General features: G+C 62.3%; 28 protein-coding genes. 6 read left to right on the forward strand and 22 right to left on the reverse strand.

The genetic code is table 11. The annotated features are described in order from the left end of the window. The first annotated feature begins 2 nt into the window (after positions 1–2). Positions 3–1,181, forward strand: coding sequence for a vWA domain-containing protein (locus ACZ3GY_RS08925; protein ID WP_463564567.1), 1,179 nt, complete (start codon positions 3–5; stop codon positions 1,179–1,181). Between the two features lie 94 nt (positions 1,182–1,275). Here ACZ3GY_RS08925 and ACZ3GY_RS08930 read toward each other — a convergent pair whose 3' ends face one another. The 3 genes from ACZ3GY_RS08930 to ACZ3GY_RS08940 are packed head-to-tail and all read right to left on the reverse strand — an operon-like array spanning position 1,276 to position 3,125. Further along, on the reverse strand, positions 1,276–1,809 hold the full coding sequence (locus ACZ3GY_RS08930) for a DUF2937 family protein (RefSeq protein ID WP_463564566.1): 534 nt from the start codon (positions 1,807–1,809) through the stop codon (positions 1,276–1,278). A gap of 34 nt (positions 1,810–1,843) precedes the next feature. After that, positions 1,844–2,620: a class II glutamine amidotransferase gene (locus ACZ3GY_RS08935; RefSeq protein ID WP_463564565.1), complete on the reverse strand. Its 777-nt coding sequence runs from the start codon at positions 2,618–2,620 to the stop codon at positions 1,844–1,846. A gap of 25 nt (positions 2,621–2,645) precedes the next feature. Beyond that, a complete protein-coding gene (locus ACZ3GY_RS08940; protein WP_463564564.1) occupies positions 2,646–3,125 on the reverse strand; it encodes an MFS transporter in 480 nt (159 codons plus the stop codon). 186 nt (positions 3,126–3,311) lie between these two features. Between ACZ3GY_RS08940 and ACZ3GY_RS08945 the strand changes: the two genes are divergently transcribed. Beyond that, positions 3,312–5,351: a S9 family peptidase gene (locus ACZ3GY_RS08945; protein ID WP_465909729.1), complete on the forward strand. Its 2,040-nt coding sequence runs from the start codon at positions 3,312–3,314 to the stop codon at positions 5,349–5,351. A gap of 41 nt (positions 5,352–5,392) precedes the next feature. Here ACZ3GY_RS08945 and ACZ3GY_RS08950 read toward each other — a convergent pair whose 3' ends face one another. Next, complete coding sequence (locus ACZ3GY_RS08950; RefSeq protein WP_463564562.1) at positions 5,393–5,644, reverse strand: hypothetical protein; 252 nt, start codon at positions 5,642–5,644, stop codon at positions 5,393–5,395. 129 nt (positions 5,645–5,773) lie between these two features. Between ACZ3GY_RS08950 and ACZ3GY_RS08955 the strand changes: the two genes are divergently transcribed. Further along, on the forward strand, positions 5,774–6,142 hold the full coding sequence (locus tag ACZ3GY_RS08955; RefSeq protein WP_463564561.1) for a YajD family HNH nuclease: 369 nt from the start codon (positions 5,774–5,776) through the stop codon (positions 6,140–6,142). Between the two features lie 47 nt (positions 6,143–6,189). Continuing rightward, positions 6,190–6,657 carry an RNA methyltransferase gene (locus tag ACZ3GY_RS08960; RefSeq protein ID WP_463564560.1) on the forward strand — a complete coding sequence of 156 codons (468 nt, stop codon included), beginning with the start codon at positions 6,190–6,192 and terminating at the stop codon, positions 6,655–6,657. 67 nt (positions 6,658–6,724) lie between these two features. On the opposite strand, the gene ACZ3GY_RS08965 is transcribed toward ACZ3GY_RS08960, so the two are convergent. From ACZ3GY_RS08965 to dapA, 7 genes are all read right to left on the reverse strand, one after another. Then, positions 6,725–7,300 carry a heme utilization protein gene (locus tag ACZ3GY_RS08965; protein WP_463564559.1) on the reverse strand — a complete coding sequence of 192 codons (576 nt, stop codon included), beginning with the start codon at positions 7,298–7,300 and terminating at the stop codon, positions 6,725–6,727. 247 nt (positions 7,301–7,547) lie between these two features. Next, positions 7,548–8,774: a hypothetical protein gene (locus tag ACZ3GY_RS08970; RefSeq protein WP_465909730.1), complete on the reverse strand. Its 1,227-nt coding sequence runs from the start codon at positions 8,772–8,774 to the stop codon at positions 7,548–7,550. A 122-nt stretch (positions 8,775–8,896) separates the two neighbouring features. Continuing rightward, positions 8,897–9,346 carry a YcgN family cysteine cluster protein gene (locus tag ACZ3GY_RS08975; protein WP_465909731.1) on the reverse strand — a complete coding sequence of 150 codons (450 nt, stop codon included), beginning with the start codon at positions 9,344–9,346 and terminating at the stop codon, positions 8,897–8,899. Positions 9,347–9,430: 84 nt separating this feature from the next. Beyond that, the gene (locus ACZ3GY_RS08980) at positions 9,431–10,357 is read right to left on the reverse strand and encodes a D-2-hydroxyacid dehydrogenase (protein ID WP_465909732.1); all 927 of its coding nucleotides are present in this window, start codon (positions 10,355–10,357) and stop codon (positions 9,431–9,433) included. Between the two features lie 11 nt (positions 10,358–10,368). Beyond that, positions 10,369–10,662, reverse strand: a complete 294-nt coding sequence (locus ACZ3GY_RS08985) for a YcgL domain-containing protein (RefSeq protein WP_463564555.1) — start codon at positions 10,660–10,662, stop codon at positions 10,369–10,371. Beyond that, positions 10,659–11,792 carry a ribonuclease D gene (gene rnd, locus ACZ3GY_RS08990; protein WP_463564554.1) on the reverse strand — a complete coding sequence of 378 codons (1,134 nt, stop codon included), beginning with the start codon at positions 11,790–11,792 and terminating at the stop codon, positions 10,659–10,661. Before rnd ends, ACZ3GY_RS08985 begins: the two co-directional genes overlap by 4 nt. A gap of 56 nt (positions 11,793–11,848) precedes the next feature. After that, the gene (gene dapA / locus ACZ3GY_RS08995; RefSeq protein ID WP_463564553.1) at positions 11,849–12,703 is read right to left on the reverse strand and encodes a 4-hydroxy-tetrahydrodipicolinate synthase; all 855 of its coding nucleotides are present in this window, start codon (positions 12,701–12,703) and stop codon (positions 11,849–11,851) included. A gap of 524 nt (positions 12,704–13,227) precedes the next feature. Here dapA and ACZ3GY_RS09000 point away from each other — a divergent pair. After that, positions 13,228–13,707 carry a hypothetical protein gene (locus tag ACZ3GY_RS09000; protein ID WP_225831700.1) on the forward strand — a complete coding sequence of 160 codons (480 nt, stop codon included), beginning with the start codon at positions 13,228–13,230 and terminating at the stop codon, positions 13,705–13,707. A gap of 160 nt (positions 13,708–13,867) precedes the next feature. Next, positions 13,868–15,160, forward strand: coding sequence for an OmpP1/FadL family transporter (locus ACZ3GY_RS09005; protein ID WP_225831698.1), 1,293 nt, complete (start codon positions 13,868–13,870; stop codon positions 15,158–15,160). Between the two features lie 105 nt (positions 15,161–15,265). On the opposite strand, the gene ACZ3GY_RS09010 is transcribed toward ACZ3GY_RS09005, so the two are convergent. The 11 genes from ACZ3GY_RS09010 to cbiB all read right to left on the reverse strand — a co-directional run bounded on the left by ACZ3GY_RS09010 (position 15,266) and on the right by cbiB (position 24,058). Then, entirely contained in the window at positions 15,266–15,820 is a 555-nt protein-coding gene (locus tag ACZ3GY_RS09010) for a glutathione peroxidase (RefSeq protein ID WP_225831695.1), read from the reverse strand. 28 nt (positions 15,821–15,848) lie between these two features. Further along, positions 15,849–15,974 carry a hypothetical protein gene (locus ACZ3GY_RS09015; RefSeq protein WP_463564552.1) on the reverse strand — a complete coding sequence of 42 codons (126 nt, stop codon included), beginning with the start codon at positions 15,972–15,974 and terminating at the stop codon, positions 15,849–15,851. Beyond that, positions 15,971–17,173, reverse strand: coding sequence for an MFS transporter (locus ACZ3GY_RS09020; RefSeq protein ID WP_463564551.1), 1,203 nt, complete (start codon positions 17,171–17,173; stop codon positions 15,971–15,973). Before ACZ3GY_RS09020 ends, ACZ3GY_RS09015 begins: the two co-directional genes overlap by 4 nt. A gap of 63 nt (positions 17,174–17,236) precedes the next feature. Continuing rightward, a complete protein-coding gene (locus tag ACZ3GY_RS09025) occupies positions 17,237–17,641 on the reverse strand; it encodes a MarR family winged helix-turn-helix transcriptional regulator (RefSeq protein WP_463566044.1) in 405 nt (134 codons plus the stop codon). 150 nt (positions 17,642–17,791) lie between these two features. Next, positions 17,792–18,523 carry an adenosylcobinamide-GDP ribazoletransferase gene (locus ACZ3GY_RS09030; RefSeq protein ID WP_463564550.1) on the reverse strand — a complete coding sequence of 244 codons (732 nt, stop codon included), beginning with the start codon at positions 18,521–18,523 and terminating at the stop codon, positions 17,792–17,794. Further along, the gene (gene cobC / locus ACZ3GY_RS09035; RefSeq protein WP_463564549.1) at positions 18,520–19,086 is read right to left on the reverse strand and encodes an alpha-ribazole phosphatase family protein; all 567 of its coding nucleotides are present in this window, start codon (positions 19,084–19,086) and stop codon (positions 18,520–18,522) included. Before cobC ends, ACZ3GY_RS09030 begins: the two co-directional genes overlap by 4 nt. Further along, positions 19,083–20,138 carry a nicotinate-nucleotide--dimethylbenzimidazole phosphoribosyltransferase gene (gene cobT, locus ACZ3GY_RS09040; RefSeq protein ID WP_463564548.1) on the reverse strand — a complete coding sequence of 352 codons (1,056 nt, stop codon included), beginning with the start codon at positions 20,136–20,138 and terminating at the stop codon, positions 19,083–19,085. Before cobT ends, cobC begins: the two co-directional genes overlap by 4 nt. Then, positions 20,135–20,656: a bifunctional adenosylcobinamide kinase/adenosylcobinamide-phosphate guanylyltransferase gene (gene cobU, locus ACZ3GY_RS09045; RefSeq protein WP_225831687.1), complete on the reverse strand. Its 522-nt coding sequence runs from the start codon at positions 20,654–20,656 to the stop codon at positions 20,135–20,137. Before cobU ends, cobT begins: the two co-directional genes overlap by 4 nt. After that, positions 20,657–22,168, reverse strand: coding sequence for a cobyric acid synthase (locus tag ACZ3GY_RS09050; protein WP_465909733.1), 1,512 nt, complete (start codon positions 22,166–22,168; stop codon positions 20,657–20,659). After that, complete coding sequence (cobD, locus tag ACZ3GY_RS09055; RefSeq protein WP_465909735.1) at positions 22,165–23,157, reverse strand: threonine-phosphate decarboxylase CobD; 993 nt, start codon at positions 23,155–23,157, stop codon at positions 22,165–22,167. The genes ACZ3GY_RS09050 and cobD overlap by 4 nt, the downstream gene beginning before the upstream one ends. Then, positions 23,150–24,058 (reverse strand): adenosylcobinamide-phosphate synthase CbiB, encoded by a 909-nt coding sequence (gene cbiB / locus ACZ3GY_RS09060; protein ID WP_463564545.1) that lies wholly within the window; start codon positions 24,056–24,058, stop codon positions 23,150–23,152. Before cbiB ends, cobD begins: the two co-directional genes overlap by 8 nt. Positions 24,059–24,070: the final 12 nt, after the last annotated feature.

Below are 24,070 nucleotides of genomic sequence, written 5' to 3' on the forward strand. Positions count from 1 at the left end.
CCATGCTGCTCAACCTGTTCACTGAAATGCGCGCCGCCAAGGTGCCGGTTTCCCTGCGTGAACTGCTCGACCTGATCAATGCGCTCCAGCATAAGGTCGTGTTCGCCGACATGGACGAGTTCTACTACCTGTCGCGCGCCATCCTGGTGAAGGACGAGCGCCATTTCGACAAGTTCGACCGCGCCTTCTCCGCCTATTTCGATGGCTTGCAGAACCTCGATCAGCACCTGGAAGCCCTGATCCCTGAAGAGTGGTTGCGCAAGGAATTCGAGCGCTCCCTGAGCGCTGAAGAGCGCGCGCAGATCCAGTCCTTGGGCGGCCTCGACAAGCTGATCGAGGAATTCAAGAAGCGCCTGGAGGAACAGAAGGAGCGCCATGCCGGCGGCAACAAGTGGGTCGGCACCGGCGGCACCAGCCCGTTCGGCTCGGGCGGCTACAACCCCGAAGGCATCCGCGTCGGTGATGCGGGTGAGCGTCAGGGCAAGGCCGTCAAGGTGTGGGATCAGCGCGAGTACAAGAACCTCGATGACTCGGTCGAGCTGGGCACCCGCAATATCAAGGTGGCCCTGCGCCGCCTGCGCAAGTTCGCCCGCCAGGGTGCGCAGGACGAACTGGATCTCGACGGCACCATCGACCACACCGCCCGGGACGGTGGTCTGCTGAACATCCAGATGCGCCCGGAGCGTCGCAACACGGTCAAGCTGCTCCTGCTGTTCGACATCGGCGGCTCCATGGATGCCCACGTCAAGGTCTGCGAAGAGCTGTTCTCGGCCTGCCGCACCGAGTTCAAGCACATGGAGTATTTCTACTTCCATAACTGCGTGTACGAGACGGTGTGGAAGAACAACCTGCGGCGCAACGCCGAGCGCTTTTCCACCCATGACCTGCTGCACAAGTACGGCGCCGACTACAAGGTGGTGTTCATCGGCGACGCCGCCATGGCGCCCTATGAAATAACCCAGCCCGGCGGCAGCGTCGAGCACTGGAACGAAGAAGCGGGCTACCTGTGGATACGCCGCTTCATGGAAACCTACAAGAAGCTCATCTGGATCAACCCCTACCCGCGCCAGACTTGGGATTACACCACCTCGACCGGCATCATCCGCGAGCTGATCAACGACCAGATGTTCCCGCTGACCCTACAGGGGTTGGAGGATGGGATGCGCTTTCTGGCCAAGTAGCTGGGCGCCTGTAGCGCGGGTCGAGCGCAGCGACACCCGGGAAGATAGCGGCCCAGGGTATCGCTTCGCTCGACCCGGGCTACGTCACTTGCTCTTAGCGCATGCGCGGTTGTTGACGCTCGGTTACTACGCGGCGATCACGGCGCCGGAACGGCAGGGCCAGTAACAACAGGATGCTTTCCACTACCCAGGCGAGGAAAAGCGCGCAGGCGATACCCCAGGCGATTGCCTCGGGAGCCAGGAGCACCTGATAGCGGTAGGCAGCGTGGGTTTCCTCCAGCAGTTGTTCATCAGCGGCGGTTGCCAGGTGCCAGACCTGGCGATACCAGGCCCCCTGCATGGCCAGAGATTCGCGCTGCAGCAGTTCGGAGCGGTCGACCAGCAGACTGACGCTGCGCGCGTCGCTCTGCATCACCGGGTCAGCGCTGGCGCGATAATGGCCAACCAGGCGCTGTAGGTCGCCATCGAAGAAGCGCCGGGCGGTATCACGGAAACCGCTCAGGCTCTGTTCGGACTCCAGGCGATGGGCCTCGACGCGCTTGGCGTAATCATCGATGAAACCCGGCACCTGAACGCCCAGCAACAGGCCCAGGGCGAACAACGCCAGACGCAGATAACTTCTAAACATTCATCCCCCGCAGCCCCGTCACGGGGGACGCTCGTCAGTTACTCAGGCCCTGGGCGATGCATTCGCCCGCGCGCCACAGGCGCCATTCGCCCGGCTGGTATAGCGACCACTGCTCATTGTCGGTCAACGGCTCGGTGGCCAGCACCGAGACCACGTCATTGGGCGTGGTCTCGGCATGAAAATCCACGCTCATGTCGGCATCACGCAAATGCGCGGGCCCAAAAGGCGCGCGCCGGGTGATGTGCGCGAGCTTGCTGGAGCAGAAGCTGAACAGCCAGTCACCGTCGCTGAGCAGGCAATTGAACACGCCATGCTGACGATAGGCCGCGCAGGCGGCGACAAGTTCAGGCAACAGCACTTCGATAGGAACCGCCTCTGGAAACGCCGTGCGAATGCGGTTGAGCAGATCGCAGAAGGCCGATTCGCTGTCCGTATCGCCGATGGCGCGGTAGAAACTCAGGGCCGGACGGAAATCAGCCAGTTGGCCGTTGTGAGCAAAGCACCAATTGCGCCCCCACAGCTCACGCACGAAGGGATGGGTGTTGGCCAGGCAGACGCGCCCGACATTGGCCTGGCGGATATGACCGATCACCACTTCGCTCTTGATCGGATAGCGCTGCACCAGTTGCGCCACTTCCGACTCGCTGCTCGCCCGTGGATCTTGAAACAGGCGCAGGCCGCGGCCTTCGTAGAAACCGATGCCCCAGCCATCACGGTGCGGCCCGGTAAGCCCGCCACGCTGCATCAGCCCGGTAAAGCTGAAGACGATATCGGTGGGGACGTTGGCGCTCATACCGAGCAGTTCACACATGATCTGGTTCCCGATTTGATCTGGCTTACAACCGCGGCTCGACGCGAGCGCTGCGCGAACTGCGTGGCGCGGCGTACTCTGGCTCCTGCTCCTGCTCCTGCTTGAGGCGTTCGCGCAGGGTCAGATCGCTGTCCTCACCCTGCTCTTCTTCGCGTGCTGCCTTACGCGCCTTGGCGCTGCGCAGGAACGGCCAGCGAATGGCCACAAATACCAGGTAGATCGCGAATACGATGAGCCCGTACATGGCCAGATCCGCCACGGCGCGCCAAGCACTGCTACCCACTTTGAAGATCAGGTCGAGGGCAACGATGGCTACGGCAGGCGCAAACAGCTCCTTGGCCGGATCGACAATGGTCGGGCAGAACAGCAGGATCGCCACCAGCACGCGCAGGGGTTCGCGCAGGTAGCGCCACATCCAGCTGGTGATACGGAACCACACCAGCAGGCAGCCCAGCGCCGCAATGGCATAGGCGCCCCAGGCGAGGAGGTAGTCGTTTTCGATCATGAGGGGGACGGTTCCCTTGCTTGACTGGGCTCGAACGGGCGAATCCGCATCTTTCGGCGGTTGCCTGGCGACAAAGACGCTTATGATAACGGCTTTTCCCTGGTTCGGCGCCTTTAGGGTGCCTCTAAAAACGTAGGTAGTTTTTAGAAGTGCCCTTTGTCGTCGCCCTGCGTTCTGGAGACTTTTATGACCACCGCCCCCATCGCCCGCAAGGACACCGGCACCGATCCCTATCACTGGCTCGAAGCCCGGGACAGCGATGAGGTGCTTGGCCACCTGCGTGCCGAGAACGCCTACCTGGAAAGCCAGCTGAGCGATCAGGGTGCATTGCGCGAACGGTTGTTTCAGGAAATAAAGGCGCGTATCCGCGAGACCGACCTTTCGTTGCCGACGCCCTGGGGCGACTACCTCTATTACCAGCGCACCACCGCTGGTGACGAATACCCGCGCCACTATCGCTGCCCTCGCCCTGCAGATGGCAGCCTGCAGCTAGACGAAGCTGCCGAACAGCTGCTTCTCGACCCAAACGAAATCGCCGCAGGCGGATTTCTGTCCCTGGGCGCCTTCAGCATCAGCCCCGACCAACAGCGCTTGGCCTATAGCCTGGACACCAGCGGCGACGAGATCTATCGCCTGTTCGTCAAGGAACTGGCCAGCGGCACCATCGACGAGCTGCCGTTCGACGACTGCGACGGCAGCATGACCTGGGCCAATGACAGCCAGACGCTGTTCTACGGCGAACTGGACGATGCCCACCGCCCCAGCACGCTGCATCGCTATCGACTTGGCGAAACGCAGAGCACCCAGGTGTTCCACGAGCCCGATGGCCGTTTCTTCCTCACCTGCTACCGCAGTAGCTCGGAACGCCAACTGGTACTGCTGCTCGGCAGCAAGACCACCAGCGAATGCTGGGTACTCGACGCGGACACGCCGCAGCAGGACTTCCAATGCCTGGCGCCGCGCGAGGAAGGTCACGAGTACTACCCTGACCACGGCAAGCTCGACGGCCAGTGGGCCTGGCTGATTCGCAGCAACCAGACAGGCATCAACTTCGCGCTGTACAGCGCAACACCTGAGCGACCAACGCGCGCGTACTGGCAGGAACTGGTAGCGCACAATGAACAGGTGATGCTCGAAGGCGTCAGCCTGGCCGAGTCGGCGCTGGTGCTCAGCCTGCGTGAAGGCGGCCTGCCGATCATCGACGTGCGCCCGCAAGGGCTGGCCGGTTATCGGGTCAGCCTGCCGGATGCCGCCTACAGCCTGTACGTGCAGGACAGCCTGGAATTCGCCAGCCCGGTGATTCGCCTGCGTTACGAGGCGCTCAATCGCCCCGCACAGATTCGCCAGTTGAGCTTGGCCGATGGCACTCAGCAGATTCTCAAGGAAACCCCGGTACTCGGCGAGTTCGATGCCGATGTCTATCTCAGCCAGCGGCTGTGGGCGACCGCGCAAGATGGCACTCAGGTGCCGATCAGCCTGGTCGCCCGCCGAGATGCGCTAGGCCAGGGCGCTCCGCTCTATCTGTATGGTTACGGCGCCTACGGCGAAAGTCTCGATCCGTGGTTTTCCCACGCGCGCCTGAGCCTGCTCGATCGCGGCGTGGTGTTCGCCATCGCTCACGTACGCGGTGGCGGCGAGCTGGGAGAAGCCTGGTACCGCGCCGGCAAGCTGGAGCACAAACAAAACAGCTTCGGCGACTTCATCGCCTGCGCCGAGCACCTGATCTCCCAGGGTTTCACCAGCCCGTCGCAGCTGGCCATCAGCGGCGGTAGCGCCGGCGGCCTGCTGATCGGCGCGACGCTCAACCAGCGGCCTGAGTTGTTCGCAGCGGCTATCGCCGAAGTACCTTTCGTCGATGTGCTCAACACCATGCTCAACCCGGAGCTGCCGTTGACCGTCACCGAGTACGACGAATGGGGCGACCCCAACCAGCCGGAGGTGCACGAACGCATCAAGGCTTACGCACCCTACGAGAACGTACAGGCGCAACGCTATCCAGCGATTCTCGCGGTGGCCGGCTACAACGACAGCCGCGTGCAGTACTGGGAAGCGGCCAAGTGGGTGGCACGCCTGCGCGAACTGAAGACCGATAACAACCTGCTGTTGCTAAAGACTGACCTGGAGGCCGGCCACGGTGGCATGAGCGGCCGTTACCAGGCACTACGGGACGTCGCGCTGGAGTATGCGTTTCTGTTCAAGGTACTCGGTCTGCGTTCCGAGGCTTGATACCTGGCTGGCTACCGTGGCCGGCAGCCAGCGTTGAGCACTCAGTGTTTCTTGTGCTGGTCTTGCTGCTCATGTTGACGCTCGGCGGCGTCATCAGCCGCCTCGGTCGACTCGTCGTTATCACGGCCGTCGCGGATCACTGGCGGGGTGTCGGGATCAACGGCAGAGGGATCGGGCACGTCGGGGCTCTGCACGGTATCCGCGGGCTGCACGGCAGACGGCTGTTCCTGCTGGGCATGGGCGATGCCGGCGAATGACAGCAGACCGATCAGCATCACGATGGATTTGCGCATCTTGGGTACTCCAATGTTCGGTGGGACGAACTGCATTAGGCATTGCCAGATGCTGGAAAGTGCAAACAGATTCCTCTGGGCAGTCACTGACGCTGCCTTATACTGGGAGCCAGCCACCAAGGAGCGAACATGAGCAGCCCGTCCACGCCAACGTCCAAACTCGACCGCATCCTCGCCGATGCCCAACGCAGCCGCGAAGAGGGTTATCGGGATAAAGCCCTGCGCATGTACCCGCACGTCTGTGGACGCTGCACCCGTGAGTTCTCCGGTAAACGCCTCAGCGAGTTGACCGTGCACCACCGTGACCACAATCACGACAACAACCCCCAGGACGGCTCCAACTGGGAGCTGCTATGCCTGTTCTGTCATGACAACGAACACTCCCGCTATACCGATCAGCAATATTTCAGCGAAAGCTCCACAGCCAGCCAAACGGGGCCGAAAACGACTCACAAAGCCTTTGCCAACCTCGCGGATCTGCTGCAGAAAAAATCCTGATCATCGAACAGGCCGTATAATGCCGCCCTTTTGCGCGAGACCTGTCCGTGGGTAACAAACGATACAGCTGCATCGGTCTGTACAACCCCAAGTCACCGGAGAATGTCGGTGCCGTGATGCGCGCCGCCGGCTGCTATGGCGTAGCCTCGGTTTTCTATACCGGCAAGCGCTACGAGCGCGCCCGGGACTTCGTCACCGATACCAAGCGTGTGCACCTGGACATTCCCCTGATCGGCATCGATGACCTGCAGAAAGTCATTCCCCTGGGTTGCACCCCGGTTGCCGTGGAACTGGTGGACGGTGCCCTACCGCTGCCGACCTACACCCACCCGGATCGCGCCTTCTATATCTTCGGCCCGGAAGATGGGTCGCTGGACAAAACCGTGCGCGACTGGTGTGAAGAGGTCATATACATCCCGACGCAGGGCTGCATGAACCTGGCGGCGACGGTCAATGTGGTGCTCTATGATCGCCTGGCCAAAGGCAACAACACCAAGACCGGCGCCCAGTACTGAGCCAAATTGCAGACAAAATAAAGCCCGGTGCGAACCGGGCTTTGTGTTGAAGCCTACTTATCAGGTATCAGGAAGGCTGAGCCTTACCACCAGTGCGGCTGTAGCCATCTTCGGCAACCAGCTTGCCACCAATATGCTCGAAGGCCTGGGCAGCTTTGCCACCGGTACGCTCGTAACCATCTTCAGCGACCAGTTTGCCACCGACACGCTCGAAGCCGCTTTCAGCAATTTTGCCACCGGTACGCTCGTGGCCGTCTTCAGCAACCAACTTGCCGCCTACACGCTCGAAACCGCTTTCAGCGATCTTGCCACCGGTACGCTCGTGGCCGTCTTCAGCAACCAACTTGCCACCGACACGTTCGAAGCCGCTTTCAGCGATCTTGCCGCCGGTACGCTCGTGGCCATCTTCAGCAACCAGCTTGCCACCGACACGCTCGAAGCCGCTTTCAGCGATCTTGCCACCGGTACGCTCGTAGCCATCTTCAGCAACCAGCTTGCCGCCGGTACGTTTGTAACCATCTTCAGCGACTTTTTGTGCACCAACCGAGTGCGAAGTAGTGGCATCGACAGGGGCTTGCGGCAGTGCGAAAGCAGCGCTGGCAAGGGTGGCGATGAACAGGCTGGCGATAAATTCAGTTTTCATGTTGAGCTCCTTGGGAGGAAGTAAGTGGGTATGGAGCTCATGTTACTCAAGAAAATTTGATCAAAAACTCGATCCTAGGAATAGTAAAGATCGACTTCATTGATAGCTTGCTGAACGCCAGCAATGGCGGGGCCTGGATGCGAAAACGCCCAACCTGGCGCCTGCACCGGATTGGGCGTTAGTGACTCGAAAGAGGGCTTTATTGGATTTGAGCTGATCCACCTACCCGTGGCCAACAGCCAATTACTCAGCGCAGCAAGCGGGTATCCAGCACCTTGGAGGTGCGGCCCATGACGTTCTCGGTGATCTCGATGAAGTCCTTGGTGCTGGCCTTGTCGAGACGCATCAGGCCGCGAGCCACGTCGTCCAGCGAGCGCTGCTGACCATCCTTGGTGGCCTGGCGAATTTCCCGGTCGAGCTCCTGCAGGAGTAGAACCGCACGCGCGGTGATCGGGCCGGTGGAGTTTTCCGTGCGCAAGGACTTGACCGGCTTGCTCCACTTGATCAGATGCTCGCGCACCTTCTGGTAGCGATCCTCGCTGAGTCCGCCAGCGCGGCGCATCACTTCGATGGCGTAATACTCGGCCACCCCTTCGCTGATCCAGTCACTATTGTCGGTATCACCGATGCGGCTGAACACGTGTACCAGCTCGTGCACCAGCGAGCTGGTGCCGTTCTCGCTGACCAGCGGGCGATCCGCGTGCATGAAATAGGAATTGGGGGCCGACAAACCGCCACGCCACATCGGATCACCGGCGCCGACCACCAGCAGTTTGGCTGGGTCACGCGGGAACACCGCCTGCATCTCGGGCCATACGAAGGTCAGTAAGGTGAGGGCATCCATGCGCCGCATGCCCTCACCCACCGGCGCGGCGATGGTCACCTGGGTTTCACCGAGTTTGGCACGCCGCGTGCCGATCTTGCCGGCGACGATCCAGCCGGTGGGGCGATCGAACTTGCGCTGAGGGTTGTCGATACGGAATTTGTTCTTACCCACTCGCGGCCAGCCGGTCTCGACGCTACGCCAGCCTTTGGGCAGGTCGAATTCGAGGCGCGCGACCAGATCCGTGCCGTCGACCTGGTTGAGTACCGCGCTGGGAATCAGGTCATCACCGCGTAGCAGGGCCCAATCTTCGGTCATCCGCGCGTCGAAGCGATCTTCGCCACGGGGATGACTGATACGCACCTTGTACGTCAGGCTCGCTTTGCCCTTGCTCGGCACCCACAGGCCACGCTGCGCGTCGTCCTGCTTCCACTCGCCGTCGGCCTTGAAATCGCTGTAGTACCCATCGTCACCCAGATTGAAATTGAGGCTGCGAACACGCTCGCCCTTCTCCAGGCTGATGCTGACTTCGGCCTGGTCGCTTTGCGGAAGGAATTTCACCTTGTAATCCAGATCGACCTTTTCGGCCGCCCACAAGGGTGTGCCGGTACTCAACAGAACAGCGGACAGCAGCAGGCAGCGAATCGACATACAGGCAACTCCAGAACAGACGAATCGGACGTTCCATGGGATCAGGCACAACAATAGCCGGTGCAATAGCGTCATGAGACACCAAGCCGCTTAAGCGAGCCTTAACAGCACATCACAGACACTCAGCCGGCGCGAAAGATCAGATGCTCTTCCCAATCATCCTCGGCCACGCTGTTTTCACTGAGCATGCGCCCCGCCTGGGAGATCCGCTCGCGGTGCACTGCATCCGGGTCACCGCTGACCAGGTGATGCCAGAGCGGTAGATCCTTGCCCTCGCTGACCAGCCGATAACCACAAGTGGGCGGTAACCACTGGAACTGATCTGCCTGGGCTGGCGTGAGCTGAATGCAATCCGGCACGAAGGTCTTGCGGTTCGGGTAATCGCTACAGCGGCAGGTATCCAGATCGAGCAGCTTGCAGGCGATGCGCGTGTAATAGACCGCACCGTCGTCCTCGTCTTCGAGCTTTTGCAGACAGCATAGGCCACAGCCGTCGCACAGCGACTCCCACTCCTGAGCGTCGAGTTGCTCGAGGGTCTTGTGTTTCCAGAATGGGGGTACGAGCGCGGCCATGATCAGAACTGGAGGTAGCGGGCGAAAAGGCCGGCAGTCTAGGTCTGCCGACCGCACAGTACAAGCCGCGCGCGACGACGCGGCTCAATAGCCTCGGGAGAAATCCACCTGGCCTTGCAGCGCGCCGCCGTCTTGGTAACGCTGCAGATTGCTGACGAACAGCTCGACCACCAGATGCGGCAAGCTGGGCGCAGCACTGTGGCCGGTGAGCAGCAGGTTGTCGGCAGTCCAGAACGGATGCCCGGCAGGCAGCGGTTCTTCGCGGCAGACATCGATCACCGCGGCGGCCAATTGGCCCTTGGCCAGCGCCGCGACCACATCCTCGTCGACCACCGATGTGCCGCGTCCCGCGTTGATCAATACGGCTGACGGCTTGAAGCGTGCCAACAGCGCAGCATCATAGATGTCGTGGGTGGCCGGCGTGTTGGGCAGCAGGTTGATCACGTAATCGGCCTGGGCGACCAGGCGCGGCAGGTCTTCGAGGGCAGCCACTTCGTTGAATGGCGCCAGCGTTCGCGCACTGCTGGCAACACCGGTCAGCTCGACGTTGAATGGCTGCAGGAAGCGCGCTACTGCCACGCCAATTTCGCCGGTACCGACGATCAACACCTTGCGTCCGGCCAGGCTGCTGGGCAGCCGGCCATCCCAGCGCTGCTCGCGCTGCGCCTGCAGACGGGTGAAGAGTTCGCGCTCGTGGGCGAGCATGTGGCACAGCACGTACTCGGCCATGATCTGCCCGAAAACGCCCACTGCACGCGTCAATCGATAATCCCGTGGCAAATCGTCCGCCAGCAAAGGGGCGATGCCCGCCCAGGTCGACTGCACCCAACCCGGCTTGTGACCGGCGCGCATAAGTTCGGCGAACAAATGGGGCTCGCCCAGCCAGACTTCACAGCCGCCCGCCTGCTGCGCCAGATCGTGCTCACCGGCAACCAGCTCGATTTGTGGCAAGGCTGTTTGCAGCAAATCGCGATATACGGCGTGATCATTTTCGGCAATCAGTACACGCATGGCGGCCTACCTCAGACAGGGTCGTTGCGACGTAACAACTCTTCCGGCAGATGCTCGATGTAATCCTCTTCCGGTGGCGGCATCTGCAGGTGGTAACCCTGGCTATCAAGGTTCTCCAGCACCTTTTGGATGTCTTCGCGTGCCAGAGTGCGCTCCGGCGTCAACACCATGTCGAAAGAATGAATCGGCGAACCGAAGGCGCTCAGCAGGTTTTCAGGCACCTGTTTCAGGGCGTCGGCACGTAGCACATAGAGGTACATACCATCCTTACGCGGGCTCTTGTAGATGGAGCAGATACGTTTCAAGCAGATTCTCCTTGTGCAGCGAGGCAGTCGAGCAGCGCCTCGCCCATCAACTCACGACGCCAGCCACGCAGGTTGTCGGGCAGGCGGTAAGGACCATTCGGATATCCGCTCTTGAGCAGCGCTTCCAGAATTTTCTTGCGTAACATCAGCTCAGGGGCGATATCCAGGCGCTCGCCTTCACGTTGACCAATGGCGCGTAGCTTCTTGAGCAGCGCCGTGGACTCCAGCGGCAAAGGCTCGGGCATGGCTGGCGGCCACTCGCTCTGTGGCAGCGCGGCGGCATCACGGATCATCTGCAGGATGGTTTCGCCGTCCTGGCGGACGGTTTTCGGATGCATGTCTTCGATGCGCGCCAGGCTGACCAGATCACCCGGCTGCTGGCGAGCCAGCGGCCACAGCGAGTGTTCACGCAGGATGCGGTTGCGCGGCTGGTTGCGTGCCCGTGCCTGCTGCTCGCGCCAGATGCACAGTACGCGCAGCACGGCCAGTTGAGCGCGTGACAGCTTCCAGGCCAGCTTGGCCTCGCGATAGGCATCTTCGGCAGGCGTCTCGCGACCGAGGGCGGCGACCAGTTCGGCACCATCCTCGAGTATCCAGGCATTCTTCTCGGCCGAGAGCCTTTCCTGCAGACGCCGATAGAGCTCGGCCAGATGCACCACGTCTTCGGCGGCATAGCTGACCTGGGTGTCGGAAAGCGGGCGTTGCAGCCAGTCCGAGCGGGTCTCGCCCTTGGGCAGCTCTATATCCAGCACAGCCTGCACAAGACGCGAATAACCCATGGAGAAACCAAGATTGAGATAACCGGCGGCCAACTGCGAATCGAACAGTGGCACTGGCAGGCTACCGGTCAGGCGCAGTAGCACTTCCAGATCTTCGCTACAGGCGTGCACCACCTTGATCACCTGGGAATCTTCGAGCAACGCGGCGAACGGCGACCAGTCGTCGATCAGTAGCGGGTCGATCAGATAGGCCTGCTTACCCTCGCTTACCTGTAGGAGGCCGGCGATGGGGTAAAAGGTGTCGACGCGCATGAACTCGGTGTCCAGCGCCAGAAATGGCTGTTTGCGCCAGGCAGAACAGTGCTCCGCCAGGCTGGCGTTGTCTCGAATCCAGAGAATTTCGATGGTCACGCGGCTCTCCCGTAAAGATTGCCGCGCAGTATATCCCGTGAGCCTCTGCCGTGGGCTCACAGTAGTTCGACCCGCATGCGTTCACGTAACTCGTCGGAACAACGCAGCATGGGCTCGCGCAACTCATCGACGATCAACCCCTGCATGGCCAACAGACTTTTCACCGGCGCTGGGTTGGGTTCGACGAAGGCCAGGCGGATCAGTGGTAACAAGTCGCGGAACAACGCGCGCCCGGCTTGCAGATCGCCCCGCTGCAGATGTGCCACCACCTGCACGAAATCGGCGGTACGGATATGCGCTGCCGCAGAGATGGCACCGCTGCCACCGAGACACAGTGTGGCAAATATCTGCTCGTCTTCGCCGGTAAGTACGTCGAGCGCGCCATCCTGAATCAGCATCTGGGTCTTGCGTGAGTCGCCGCCGCAATCCTTGATGGCGACTATCCGTGGGTGCCTGGCGAGCTGACGAATCGTCTCCAGTTCCAGGCTGACGGCGCTGCGATAGGGAATATCGTAAACAATGACCGGCAACTGCGAAGCATCAGCGATGGCCCCGAAGAATGTCAGCAACCCCTGCTGCGACGGCCTGATGTAATAGGGCGCAGGTACCAGGATACCGGCCAGCGAGCGGTTCTGAATGCGCTGCAGGCGAGCCAGCACCGCCGCCTGATTATTGCCACTGAGCCCCATCACGACACGGCTGGCGGGGATCACTTCGAGCACCGTGTCGAGCACCGCCAACTGCTCCTGCTCATCCAGCGCTGCCGCTTCGCCACTGGTGCCGCAAACCACCAGCCCTGCCGCACCTGCGTCCAGCAAATGCGCAGCCAGCGAGCGCAAGGCCGGCAAATCCACCTGCCCGTCGCGAAATGGCGTAACCAGAGCGACCCAGATTCCAGAAAATGTAGACATGCGTGCAACTCCTCGATGTAGACCGTCTGGTCACCGTCGATGGAGTGCGGGAAGGGAGTGTGACGAAGGGATGCTTCGACCTCGCGCCTCTGTCCTGTCAGCCCATCTGACGGGACAGCGCGCCCCGGTCAAATGAGCGACTGTTTCTTCGACTTACCAGCTTCCAGGCAAACACCCTGCAACGCAGCGGCGAGGCTACGGGCAGAAGGTATGGGCTGGGAGATGATGAACATGGAATGCTCAGGCAAGACAACGATGCATCGATACTGCCGAAAGCAGCGCAATGGTGTCAATACGGCTCGCTACAGTTCCAATTAGGCATATGCAGCCTGGTGTAAATCCTCTATTGATTTAAAAACAGATCTTTACAGGATGAATATCCCACTAAGCTTTAACTTGAGCGGCTAAACCACCGCTCCCGATGGGATTTACAGATTGATGGGCCGCTTCGCAAACGCCACCGCCTGCTCACGACGATGTTGCCAGCGCCCTCCTCCACCGGTCACCTCTGCGTAGAGGCTCGTATGGGAATCGCCGCCTGTGATCTGAACCAGCAGGTTATCCGCCCCACCCTGCTGTATCTGGACAAACAATCGACCGCCGCCGAAGCGCTGTTGCTAGGCATCGCCGCCTGCCAGTCGTCTCTGGGCGAATCACTGGACAACCATAGCGGTTACGGCCTGTATCGAATCTCGGAATCCCGTCATCGGCATCTCTGGGATGACCACCTGGCCGGCGACCCCGAGCTGGCCAGTCGAGTAAGAGGCCTAGCCAGCCAGCATGCCTTTCTCGGCGCGCCCCACCTCGAACTGACGGTCAATCTGCGCTATGCCACCGCGATAGCCTGGCTGCTCATCGACAACCACTACAAGGTGCTGCCTGTAGCCGACGATCTCGCCGCACAGGCGTTGATCTGGCAGCAGGTCTTCGCGCCCTATCGCAAGCCGGACGAATTCATTTCGGCCTGGCAACGATGTGTTCTCGGACGAGCGGTTGCTGCCTGAAAAACTGACTATCGAGTCAGGGGTGCCAATCGGCGCGAGGCTCTATATCCTGCCCGAACGGACAGTTTCACCTCGACGGATCGTGTTTAACCCTGAACTTTCCGAGTTGACGTTGAGTCAGCAAAGCGAGAGTTCCCCCGACCCTGCCAAGGAGCACCCCGTGAGTACAAGAATCCTAAGAACCGGTCTGGCAATCGCCATCGCATCCACTTCCAGCTATAGCTTGGCCAGCGGCTTTGCGCTCAACGAGCAGAGCGTCGCAGGCATGGGCATGTCTTTCGCTGGCCGCTCGTCGTCAGCGGAGGATGCCAGCACGGTGTTCGGCAACCCGGCTGGCATGGCGCGAATCAAGCGCGAACAGGTCAATTTCGGTGTGGCTGCCATCCATGCCAAGAGCAGAATCAGCAGCAATGGCAGTACCACAGCTCTGAGCGGTGCTCCCAACGGCGGTAGCAACGATGGTGACATGGTGCCGACCACGGGCGTGCCGATGGGTTACTACGTCAAACCACTGGACGACAAAGTCGCCTTCGGTATCGGCGTCTACGCGCCCTTCGGCCTGGCGACCGAGTACGAGAGTGGCTTCCAGGGCCGCTACTTCGCGGACAAGAGTTATGTGCGAGTCATCACGGTACAGCCTACGCTGAGCTACCGCTTCAATGACCAACTGTCGGTCGGCTTCGGCCCCACCTTCAACCACATCGAAGGCGAACTTACTTCGTCGCTGACCAACCCGGCCGGCCCACCCGGCAGCAATGACGGCAAGGTCAAGATCAAGGGCGATGATGTGGCCGTGGGCTTCAACGTCGGTGTCCTGTACGAGTTCACTCCGCAAACACGTGTAGGCCTGGCCTACCATTCGCGGGTCAAGTACGAGTTGGAAGGCGACACCCGCGTATCGGGCCCTGGCACGGTGATAGGCACTGCAGCTGGCAAGTATGACGCCTCGCTCGACGTGACCACTCCAGAATCCGTAGACCTCTCCATCACGCACGAACTCAACGATGCCTGGACACTTTATGCAGGTAGCACCTGGACACGCTGGAGCCGTTTCAAGGAAATCCGCGTCGAAAATGAAGGTGTGACCGGCCCACTGGCCCCTGGTTTGAGCACCATCGTAGAAGAACAAGACTGGCACGACACCTGGGCTCATGCGGTCGGCGTGTCTTACAAGCTGAATCCGCAATGGGTACTGCGTACAGGTGTGGCCATCGACCAGACACCCACCAACAACGAACATCGCTCGCCACGCATCCCGTCGGGTGACAGGACGATTTTCAGCGTTGGTGCAGGCTGGAGCCCAAGCGACGACATGACCATCGACCTCGCCTACACCTATCTCAAGGAAGAAGAAGTCGATATCAATCGCAGCAGCGCCTCTCGAGGTACCTACAACGCCACCTACAAGAACAGTGCCCATGGCCTGGGGGCATCCCTGACCTACCGTTTCTAAGCCGATCTCGAGCACGCACGTCCATCAGGGTGGCGTGCTCAACAGACGGCAATCGGAAACAAAAAAATCGCGGCTCATGCCGCGATTTTTCATTGCCTCCTCGACTCAAGGCTGTGAAGCGATTGCCTTCTCCACGGCGGCGATCAGCTCGGGATCATCGGGCTTGGTCATGCTGGAAAACCGCGCGATCACCTGGCCCTTGCGGTCGACCACGTACTTGAAGAAATTCCAGCGCGGCGCTGCCGTCTGCCGGGTCAACTCCTTGAACAGCGGGATGGCCTTGTCGCCGGTGACGGGCTGGGTTTCGCTCATGGTGAAGGTCACGCCGTAATTCACGTAACAGACCTTGGCGGTCTCTTCGGCGTCGTCCGACTCCTGCTTGAACGAATCGGACGGTACCCCAAGGATTTCCAGGCCCTGACCGCGATAGCGCTGGTTGAGCGCTTCCAGCCCTTCGAACTGCGAGGTGAAGCCGCAGAAGCTGGCGGTATTGACCACCACCAGCGGCTTGCCGGCGAACTGCTCACACAGGTCGATCTTGTCCTTGGAGCGCAATTTGGGCAGCTCCCCCTGCAAAAGCGCCGGGCACTCAGCGGCCTGCACGGCGGAGACAGTGAACGCCAGCAAAACCAGCGGCAGAGCAAACAGTCGCACGCGCATCAGGTCGTTTCCTTATGGTTTGATCCGTTCAGCAGAGGCTCATCCCCAACTGCATTATCGCCAGCCCGCCCTGTTGCCAGCCCCAGAAGATCACCGCCAGGAGCGACAGACCTGCGGCGCCGATAGCCAAAGCGATCAAGGGTCTGAGGGTCATGCATGGGCTCCTTGCAGACGGGCTACGGGCTGTTCGCGAACCGGCCAGTTGAGCGCTGCGGCCAGAACGCTGAGCAGGATGGAAATCTGCCATACCAGATCATAGCTGCCCGTGTGGTCATAGAGGTAGCCGCCCAGCCAGCCACCAAGGAAAGAACCCAGTTGGTGGAACAGGAAGACGATGCCGCCGAGCATGGACAGGTTGCGTACCCCAAACATGGTCGCCACCGTGCCATTGGTCAGCGGCACGGTGGACAGCCACAGCAGGCCCATGACGATACCGAATGCGTAGGCCGTCCATACGCTCAACGGCACCGTGATGAACAGCGTGATCACCACGCCACGAGCCAGATACAGCGCACTGAGCAGCCGTGGCTTTGAGCGCCGCCCGCCCAGCCAGCCGGCGATGTAAGTGCCGAACACGTTGAACAGCCCGACCAGCGCCAGCACCGTGGTGCCGACGATGGCCGGTAGGTGCTGATCGACCAGATAGGCCGGCAGGTGGACTCCGATGAACACCACCTGAAACCCGCATACGAAAAAGCCCAGCGCCAGCAGCCAGAACCCGGAATGGCTGCAGGCTTCGCGCAGCGCCTCTCCAAGCGTTTGCTGAGGGCCCTGTGACACCTGCGGGCGATCCTTGACCATGGCCGCCAGCGGTGCAATCAGCGCCACCATGATACCCAGCACGATCAGCGCGGCCGACCAGCCCAGCCAGCCGAGCAGCCCGAGCGTGCCCGGCAGCATGGCGAACTGGCCGAAAGAGCCCGCCGCTGCTGCGATGCCCATGGCCATGCTGCGTTTCTCGACCGGCACCGCACGGCCGACTACGCCGAGAATCACCGAGAACGAAGTGCCAGACAGGCCGATGCCGATCAGCAGACCGGCGCTCAGTGACAGCGATAGCGGCGAGTCCGACAGCCCCATGAAAATCAGCCCGGTCGCGTACAACAGGCCGCCGACGATAATCGCCCGCTGCGCGCCGAAGCGATCCGCCAGGGCACCGGTAAATGGCTGTGCGATGCCCCAGATCAGGTTCTGCAAGGCAATGGCGAAGGCGAAGACACCGCGCCCCCAGCCAAAATCGTCGCTCATCGGCGACAGGAACAAGCCGAACCCGTGGCGAGTGCCAAGGGACAGGGCGAGGATCAGAGAAGCTCCCAGCATCAGCCAGAAACTCGTGCGCCATACCGAACTCATTGCATGTCCTTCTGTTATCAGGTCGAAACGCACAGTGGGAAAGGCGATTGACGCCCACTCCCGTCAATCCAGGCTGGCGAGCAATTCGTCCAGCGCTTCCATGTGCTGCGGTTGCAGTTGCTGCTGCAGTTGCGCTTGCACCTTCTGCCAGGCGCCCAGTGCGGCGGCGAGAAGCTGCTCTCCAGAAGCACTCAGCACGACCAACCGATTGCGCTGGTCGGCACCGCCTTGCAGCGTCACCACGCCCCGCCCTTCGAGCACACGAAGATTGCGGCCCAGGGTGCTGCGCTCAAGCCCCATGGCATCGGCAAGATCGGTAATACTCGGCTGGCCAAGCCGCTGCAGGTGCCTGAGCAGAGAATATTGGGCGACATTGATCCCCACCTCGTTCAAGGCGTCGTCGTAGAGTTTGCTGACGCCACGGCTGGCACGGCGCAAACGAGTACAGAGACATTCGGTCGGCAACATGGGATGCATGTATATACCCGCTTTTCACCCCGGACAACCCCGACGTGAAATTTGCAGTACTTTTTCGGGACAGGAGAACGGCCGTATACAGCGCATGCCTGGAGAAACCCCAGGTACTGTTTCGCTCGACCCAGGCTACGGGATAGCTGGTTAGCTGGTGACTTGCAGGGCCATGGCCAGCAGAGCGCCGCACTCGAGCACTTCCAGCAAGGCCCCGGCGGTGTCGCCTGTGGTGCCGCCCAGGCGCTGCTGCATCATGCGCCGCATGCAGAAGAAAATTGCCACCGCCGCCAGCATCACCCAGATACCACCGAACAGCAGACAGGCAAGCGACGTCACTGCCAGCACGGCGATGGCGGTCGACCTCGGTAGATGATTAGCAAGCGCCTCGCCGAGTCCGCCCGCGCGGACATAGGGCGTCCACAGAAACAGGGCCAGCAAGGCACCACGCCCGAGCACCGGAACCAGCAGCAACGCGAAATGATCACCCCGTTCGAGGAGGGTCAGCAAGGCAACGAACTTGAGCAGCAGCAGCAACATCAGCACCACCACGGCGATCGGCCCACTACGTGGATCCTTCATGATCGTCAGGGTGCGCTCGCGATCCCCGAAACCGCCCATCCAGGCATCGGCGCTGTCGGCCAGGCCATCCAGATGCAATGCACCGGTCAGCGCGACCCAGAGGCTCAGCAGCAGCGCCGCCTGCAGTGGCACGGGCGCAGCGTCGAGCAGATGCGCGGCGCCGAGCAGCAGCAGGCCGATCACCACACCAACCAGCGGATAGCAAAGCAGCGAGCGCCCCGTCTGCTCAGGCGTGGGTACGCCGGCCAGGCGTACCGGCAGGCGAGTGAGAAACTGCAGCGCGATCCAGAAAGGTGTCATGGTATTTCCCGCAAGCCGTGACCATCGATCTGCAGGTGTACTCGCTGACCGTGGGCCACGCTGACCTGCAGCAATTGTTCACGGGGCAACCCACGCGCCCGCGCCAGCAACAGACGCATCACCCCGCCATGGGTGACCACCAGCAACTGCTGCCCCTGATAAGCGTCTTGCAGACGCCGCAACGCATCCAGCACCCGCGCCTCGAAGGCGAACAGCGGCTCGCCGCCGGGTGGCGTGAAGGCGTAGGGATCGGCCCAGAAGCACCCCAGATCCTCGGCATCGGTTTCCATCAACTGGGCGGCGCTACGTCCTTCCCAATCGCCGAAATGCAGCTCCTGCAAACCGGCCTCGAACTGCAACGGCAGATCGCGGGCGGCGGCCAGTTCCTCGGCAAAGCGTGCGCAGCGCTGCAGCGGCGAGCTGATCAGCGCATCCCAGTGTTCATCGGCCCGTACCGCAGCCCGCAGTTGCGCCCAGCCAGCGTCGGTCAGTGCGTCGTCCAGGCTGCCGCGCAAGCCGCCGCCCTGTTCGGTTTCGCCATGGCGCAAGAGATGCAGGATCACGGCGCGCGATCCGCCACCGCCGCCTCGGCGAAAGTGGCCATCTCATTGTGTAGCGCACAGGCCAAGCGCAGCATTGGCACCACCAGAGCAGCCCCGCTGCCCTCACCCAAGCGCAGGCCCAGGCTGACTATCGGCGTGGCCTGCAATGCGGCGAGCAGGCGCTGATGGCCCGGCTCGGCGCTCTGATGGGAAAACAGCAGCCAGTCGCGGCACGCCGGGTTCAGGCGCACCGCCAGCAATGCGGCGACGCTGCAAATGAAGCCGTCGACCAGCGCCACCACGCCCTGCTGGGCGCACGCCAGATAGGCGCCGGTAAGCGCAGCGATCTCGAAGCCGCCCAGGCGACGCAGGGCTTCCATCGGCTCGCTGGCGGCTGCACGGTGCAGCGCCAGGGCCGTCTCGATCACCTGCGCCTTGTGGGCCACGCCGGCAGCGGCGAGCCCGGTACCCGGCCCCACCAGCTCGGCTACAGGGCAATCTAGCAACAGGCAGGCTAGCGCCGTGGCCGCGGAGGTGTTGCCAATGCCCATCTCACCGCCGATAAACAGCTCACGACCATCCCCTGCAGCGCGGACGACGCTGTCGCGTCCGGCCTGCAGGGCGATCAGCGTCTGGGCCGGAGTCATCGCCGCTTCACGCATGAGATTGGCGGTGCCGGCGCCGACCTGCAGATGACGCACGCCTGGCAGCGGTTCGAGGGGCAGCGCGGTGCCCAGATCAGTCACTTCCAGCGATGCACCCAATTGCCGGGCCAGCACGCTGATCGCTGCGCCACCACCGACGAAGTTGCGCAGCATCTGGCCCGTGACCGCCTGTGGGTATGCCGAGACACCTTCAGCCACGACGCCGTGATCGCCGGCGAAAATGGCGATCCACACCTTGTCGATACCCGGGCACTCACGGCCCTGCAGCCCGGCCAGGCGAATCGCCAGGCGCTCCAGCTCGCCGAGCGAACCGGCCGGCTTGGTCAACTGCCCCTGCCGCGCCTCAGCTTTGTCGCGCGCAACCTGATCGATAGGCTGAGTGGGGTTGAGCCACCAGTCGAGGTTCATAACGGATCTCCCTTGAGAATCATCGGCAGGCCAGCGACCGTGAACACCACCCGCTGGCAGCGTTCGGCGATGGCCTGGTGCAGCAGGCCGGCTTCATCGACATAACGACGGGTCAACTCGCCCATCGGCACCACGCCGAGCCCGGTTTCATTGCTGACCAGAATCAACCGCCCCGGCAGGTTCGCCAGGCAGGCCAACAGCGCGTCGCGCTCGCGCACCAGGCGTGCGTCATCTTCCAGCAGCAACAGGTTGGTCAGCCACAGGGTCAGGCAATCGACCAGCAGGCAGCGCTGTGCCGATGCCTGCTCGCCAAGTATCCGGGCCAGCTCCAGCGGCTCTTCGACCAGCCCCCAGTGCGCCGGGCGGCGATCGCGATGTGACCGGATACGGCTGCTCATCTCGCCATCGAGCGCCTGGCTGGTGGCGATGTAAATCACCTCGAGGCCCGACTCGTGGGCCAGGCGCTCGGCCAGTCGGCTCTTGCCGGAACGGGCGCCGCCGAGAATCAATTCCTGCATCTATTCGGTCTCCACAGGGGCCGCCAGGCCACACAGAGAAAGCAGCGCCGAGCGATCCAGATGCGCATCGACCAGATCGGCCAGGCGCTCGATATCGCGTTCACGCAGGGCGTGATAATCCACCACCTGCACATCGCCCAGGCCGGCCCAGCGCAGCAGTGCCGAGCAAGCTGCCGAGGACTCGAACAGGCCATGCAGATAGGTGCCCATGACTTGGCCATCGGCACTCAGAGCACCGTCTGCGCGACCGTCATCAAGCTGAACGGCGGCACGCTGCAGATCGGCGCCCGAGGTCACGCCGGCATGAATCTCGTAACCGCTGATAGGGGCATCCTCCAGGCATAGACGCCCAAGCACATTACGCAGTTGCTTGTGAGGCTCCAGCACCGTGTCGATCTGCAAAAGTCCCAGGCCCTCGCTAACGCCGGCGAGCCCTTCGAGGCCGTCGGGATCCTCGACACGGCGCCCGAGCATCTGCAGCCCGCCGCAGATGCCAAGCAGCTTCCCGCCATAACGCAGATGCCGGTCGATGGCCTCGGCCCAGCCCTGGCTACGCAGGAAAGCCAGGTCGGCGCGTACGCTCTTGGAGCCGGGCAGAATGATCAGGTCGGCGGGCGGGATCGCTTCGCCAGGGCCGACGAAGGTCAGTTCGACCTGAGGGTGCAGGCGCAGCGGGTCGAAATCGGTGTGATTGCTGATGCGTGGCAGCACCGGAACCACCACTTTGAGCACCTGTTCGGCCTTGCTCACCTGGCGACGGTCAATGGCGTCTTCGGCCTCCAGATGGAAATCCATCAGATAGGGCAGCACGCCAAGCACCGGCTTGCCGGTGCGTTTCTCGAGCCAGTCCAGGCCGGGCTGCAGCAAGGCGATATCGCCGCGAAAGCGATTGATCACGAAGCCCTGGAGACGCGCCTGCTCACTGGGTGATAACAATTCCAAGGTACCAATCAGATGGGCGAAAACGCCGCCCTTGTCGATATCGGCGATCAGAATCACCGGACAGTCGACCGCCTCGGCAAAGCCCATGTTGGCGATGTCGTTGGCCCGTAGATTGATCTCCGCAGGCGAACCGGCCCCCTCCACCATCACCACCTGATGCGTCGCCTGCAGGCGCTGATGGGAGGCCAGCACCGCCTGGCGGGCGACTTGTTTGTAATCGTGGTAGGCCACGGCATTCATGTTGCCGACGGCCTGGCCGTGGATGATCACCTGAGCGCCGGTGTCGCTGTTGGGTTTGAGCAGCACCGGGTTCATGTCGGTATGCGGCGCCAGCCCACAGGCCTGAGCCTGCACCGCTTGAGCGCGGCCAATCTCGCCGCCGTCGGCGGTTACCGCACTGTTGAGTGCCATGTTCTGCGGCTTGAACGGCACCACGCTGACGCCCTGGCGGCGCAGCCAGCGGCACAGCGCGGTGACCAGGGTGCTCTTGCCGGCATCCGACGTGGTGCCTTGCACCATTAAAGTAGCGCCCTGCTGAATAAGAGCGGTGCCTGGTTCAGAACGGCTCATCGCGACTCCTCGGCGAATACGCTCAGTGCTCGGGCCAGACGCTGCCAGCCCTCTTCATCCGGCGGCAGGCCAAAACGAATGCTTGCCGGCCGTTCGAATAGCCGGGTGAGAATGCCATTACAGGCCAGAAACTCATGCAGCACGCCGGCCCGCTCGCAGGCGATCCACTGGAACAGCGAGCAACCGCCAGTGGCTGGCAGGCCATGCTCGCGCAGCAGGTCGGCCAGGCGCTGACCGTCACTGGCCAAGCGCTGCCGCTGCGCCTGCTGGCCAGCGTGATCTTCGAGCAGATGGGTTCCCAACCAGCGCGTCGGCCCACTTATCGTCCAGGGGCCAAGCATCTCTTCTAGCTCACCGAGCAGCTTGGTGTCGGCCAGCACGAAACCCAGCCGGGCACCTGCCATGCCGAAAAACTTGCCGAACGAGCGCAATACGATCAAGCCTGGCAGGTGGCTGTGAGCCGCCAGGCTCTGCTCCGGGGTACAGTCGATGAAGGCTTCGTCAACGATCAGCCAACCGCCTCGCTCGGCTAGGCGCTCATGCCAGGCGAACAGTTGCTGCGGTGAAAATCGCCGACCGGTAGGGTTGTTGGGGTTGACCAGCAAGAGCACGTCGAGCCGCTCCAGCGCCCGGTTGACGCTCGCTTCGCTGAGTTCCAGCACCCGGTGTCCTTCGCGCTGCCAGGCCGCCGCATGCTCTGCATAGGCCGGCGAGACGATGCCCACGCGCGCTTCACGCCGCAGTCGCGGCAGGCACTGGATGGCCGCCTGAGAGCCAGCCACCGGCAGCAGCCGATCGACGCCGTAGTAGGCGCAGGCAGCAGCTTCCAACCCATCATCCAGTTCGGGCAAACGCACCCAGGCCTGCTGCGGAATCGCTGGCAGTGCGAATCCGTAAGGCGCCACGCCAGTCGAGACGTCCAGCCAGTCGCTCAGGGGAATGTCGTACTGAAGAGCCGCTCGCCGCAAACGTCCGCCATGCTCAAGCAACGCACACCCCCACGATCAGCATCAGCAGCAGCCATAAAAGCACGCCACCCCAAACCAGATTCATCGCCCGTTCGATATCCCGCGCCTGGGGCTGCGGCCCTTCGCCAAGCTCGGGTCGCTGGTGCAGCTCGCCATGATAGACAGCCGCACCGCCGAGACTGACGCCCAGCGCACCGGCACCAGCGGCCATCACCGGCCCGGCGTTGGGGCTGTCCCACTGCGGCGCCTGACTCTGCCAGCAACGCATCGCCGTGCTGGTGCGGCCGAGTAACGCGTAAGTCAACGCGACCAGACGCGCCGGCACGTAGTTGAGTAGGTCATCGATCTTCGCAGCGGCCCAGCCGAAGCGCTCGAAGCGTTCGTTGCGGTAGCCCCACATGGCATCCAGGGTATTGCTCAGGCGATACAGAACCACACCGGGGGCGCCAGCGACAAGAAACCAGAACAGCGCGGCGAACACCGCGTCACTGCCGTTTTCCAGCACCGACTCGGTGCCGGCACGGGCTACGCCGGTGGCGTCCAGGTCATCGGTGCGGCGGCTGACCATATAGCCGACCCGCTGGCGGGCCAAGGGCAGATCGCCAAGGCGCAGCGCCTGGGCCACGGGCTGAGCGTGCTGGTCGAGGCTGCGCAGACCAAGCGCCGCATACAGGGCGATGATCTGCACCAGCCAGCCGACCCAGGGCAACTGCACCAGCAGCACAGTCAGCAGAGTGAGCGGTAATACCGCCAGGCACCAGGCGCTCACGCCATGGCTGCGCCAGCCACCACCGGACGGGTTGAAGCGTTGCTCCAGACGATTGGCCAGCTTGCCGAAGCCCACCAGCGGATGCCAGCGCTTCGGCTCACCGAGCGCGGCATCCAGCGCCACACCAGCGGCCGCACTGAGGATCAGGCTCATAAAGGTGCTGCG

The organism is Pseudomonas sp. PME37.24/006 (assembly GCF_055556635.1).

Coding starts and splice junctions, on each gene's coding strand:
- ACZ3GY_RS08925 (WP_463564567.1), top strand. CDS start 3: ATGCTGCTCAACCTGTTCACTGAAATGCGCGCCGCCAAGGTGCCGGTT.
- ACZ3GY_RS08930 (WP_463564566.1), bottom strand. CDS start 1,809: ATGTTTAGAAGTTATCTGCGTCTGGCGTTGTTCGCCCTGGGCCTGTTG.
- ACZ3GY_RS08935 (WP_463564565.1), bottom strand. CDS start 2,620: ATGTGTGAACTGCTCGGTATGAGCGCCAACGTCCCCACCGATATCGTC.
- ACZ3GY_RS08940 (WP_463564564.1), bottom strand. CDS start 3,125: ATGATCGAAAACGACTACCTCCTCGCCTGGGGCGCCTATGCCATTGCG.
- ACZ3GY_RS08945 (WP_465909729.1), top strand. CDS start 3,312: ATGACCACCGCCCCCATCGCCCGCAAGGACACCGGCACCGATCCCTAT.
- ACZ3GY_RS08950 (WP_463564562.1), bottom strand. CDS start 5,644: ATGCGCAAATCCATCGTGATGCTGATCGGTCTGCTGTCATTCGCCGGC.
- ACZ3GY_RS08955 (WP_463564561.1), top strand. CDS start 5,774: ATGAGCAGCCCGTCCACGCCAACGTCCAAACTCGACCGCATCCTCGCC.
- ACZ3GY_RS08965 (WP_463564559.1), bottom strand. CDS start 7,300: ATGAAAACTGAATTTATCGCCAGCCTGTTCATCGCCACCCTTGCCAGC.
- ACZ3GY_RS08970 (WP_465909730.1), bottom strand. CDS start 8,774: ATGTCGATTCGCTGCCTGCTGCTGTCCGCTGTTCTGTTGAGTACCGGC.
- ACZ3GY_RS08975 (WP_465909731.1), bottom strand. CDS start 9,346: ATGGCCGCGCTCGTACCCCCATTCTGGAAACACAAGACCCTCGAGCAA.
- ACZ3GY_RS08980 (WP_465909732.1), bottom strand. CDS start 10,357: ATGCGTGTACTGATTGCCGAAAATGATCACGCCGTATATCGCGATTTG.
- dapA (WP_463564553.1), bottom strand. CDS start 12,703: ATGTCTACATTTTCTGGAATCTGGGTCGCTCTGGTTACGCCATTTCGC.
- ACZ3GY_RS09000 (WP_225831700.1), top strand. CDS start 13,228: ATGGGAATCGCCGCCTGTGATCTGAACCAGCAGGTTATCCGCCCCACC.
- ACZ3GY_RS09010 (WP_225831695.1), bottom strand. CDS start 15,820: ATGCGCGTGCGACTGTTTGCTCTGCCGCTGGTTTTGCTGGCGTTCACT.
- ACZ3GY_RS09015 (WP_463564552.1), bottom strand. CDS start 15,974: ATGACCCTCAGACCCTTGATCGCTTTGGCTATCGGCGCCGCAGGTCTG.
- ACZ3GY_RS09020 (WP_463564551.1), bottom strand. CDS start 17,173: ATGAGTTCGGTATGGCGCACGAGTTTCTGGCTGATGCTGGGAGCTTCT.
- ACZ3GY_RS09025 (WP_463566044.1), bottom strand. CDS start 17,641: ATGTTGCCGACCGAATGTCTCTGTACTCGTTTGCGCCGTGCCAGCCGT.
- ACZ3GY_RS09030 (WP_463564550.1), bottom strand. CDS start 18,523: ATGACACCTTTCTGGATCGCGCTGCAGTTTCTCACTCGCCTGCCGGTA.
- cobT (WP_463564548.1), bottom strand. CDS start 20,138: ATGAACCTCGACTGGTGGCTCAACCCCACTCAGCCTATCGATCAGGTT.
- cobU (WP_225831687.1), bottom strand. CDS start 20,656: ATGCAGGAATTGATTCTCGGCGGCGCCCGTTCCGGCAAGAGCCGACTG.
- ACZ3GY_RS09050 (WP_465909733.1), bottom strand. CDS start 22,168: ATGAGCCGTTCTGAACCAGGCACCGCTCTTATTCAGCAGGGCGCTACT.
- cbiB (WP_463564545.1), bottom strand. CDS start 24,058: ATGAGCCTGATCCTCAGTGCGGCCGCTGGTGTGGCGCTGGATGCCGCG.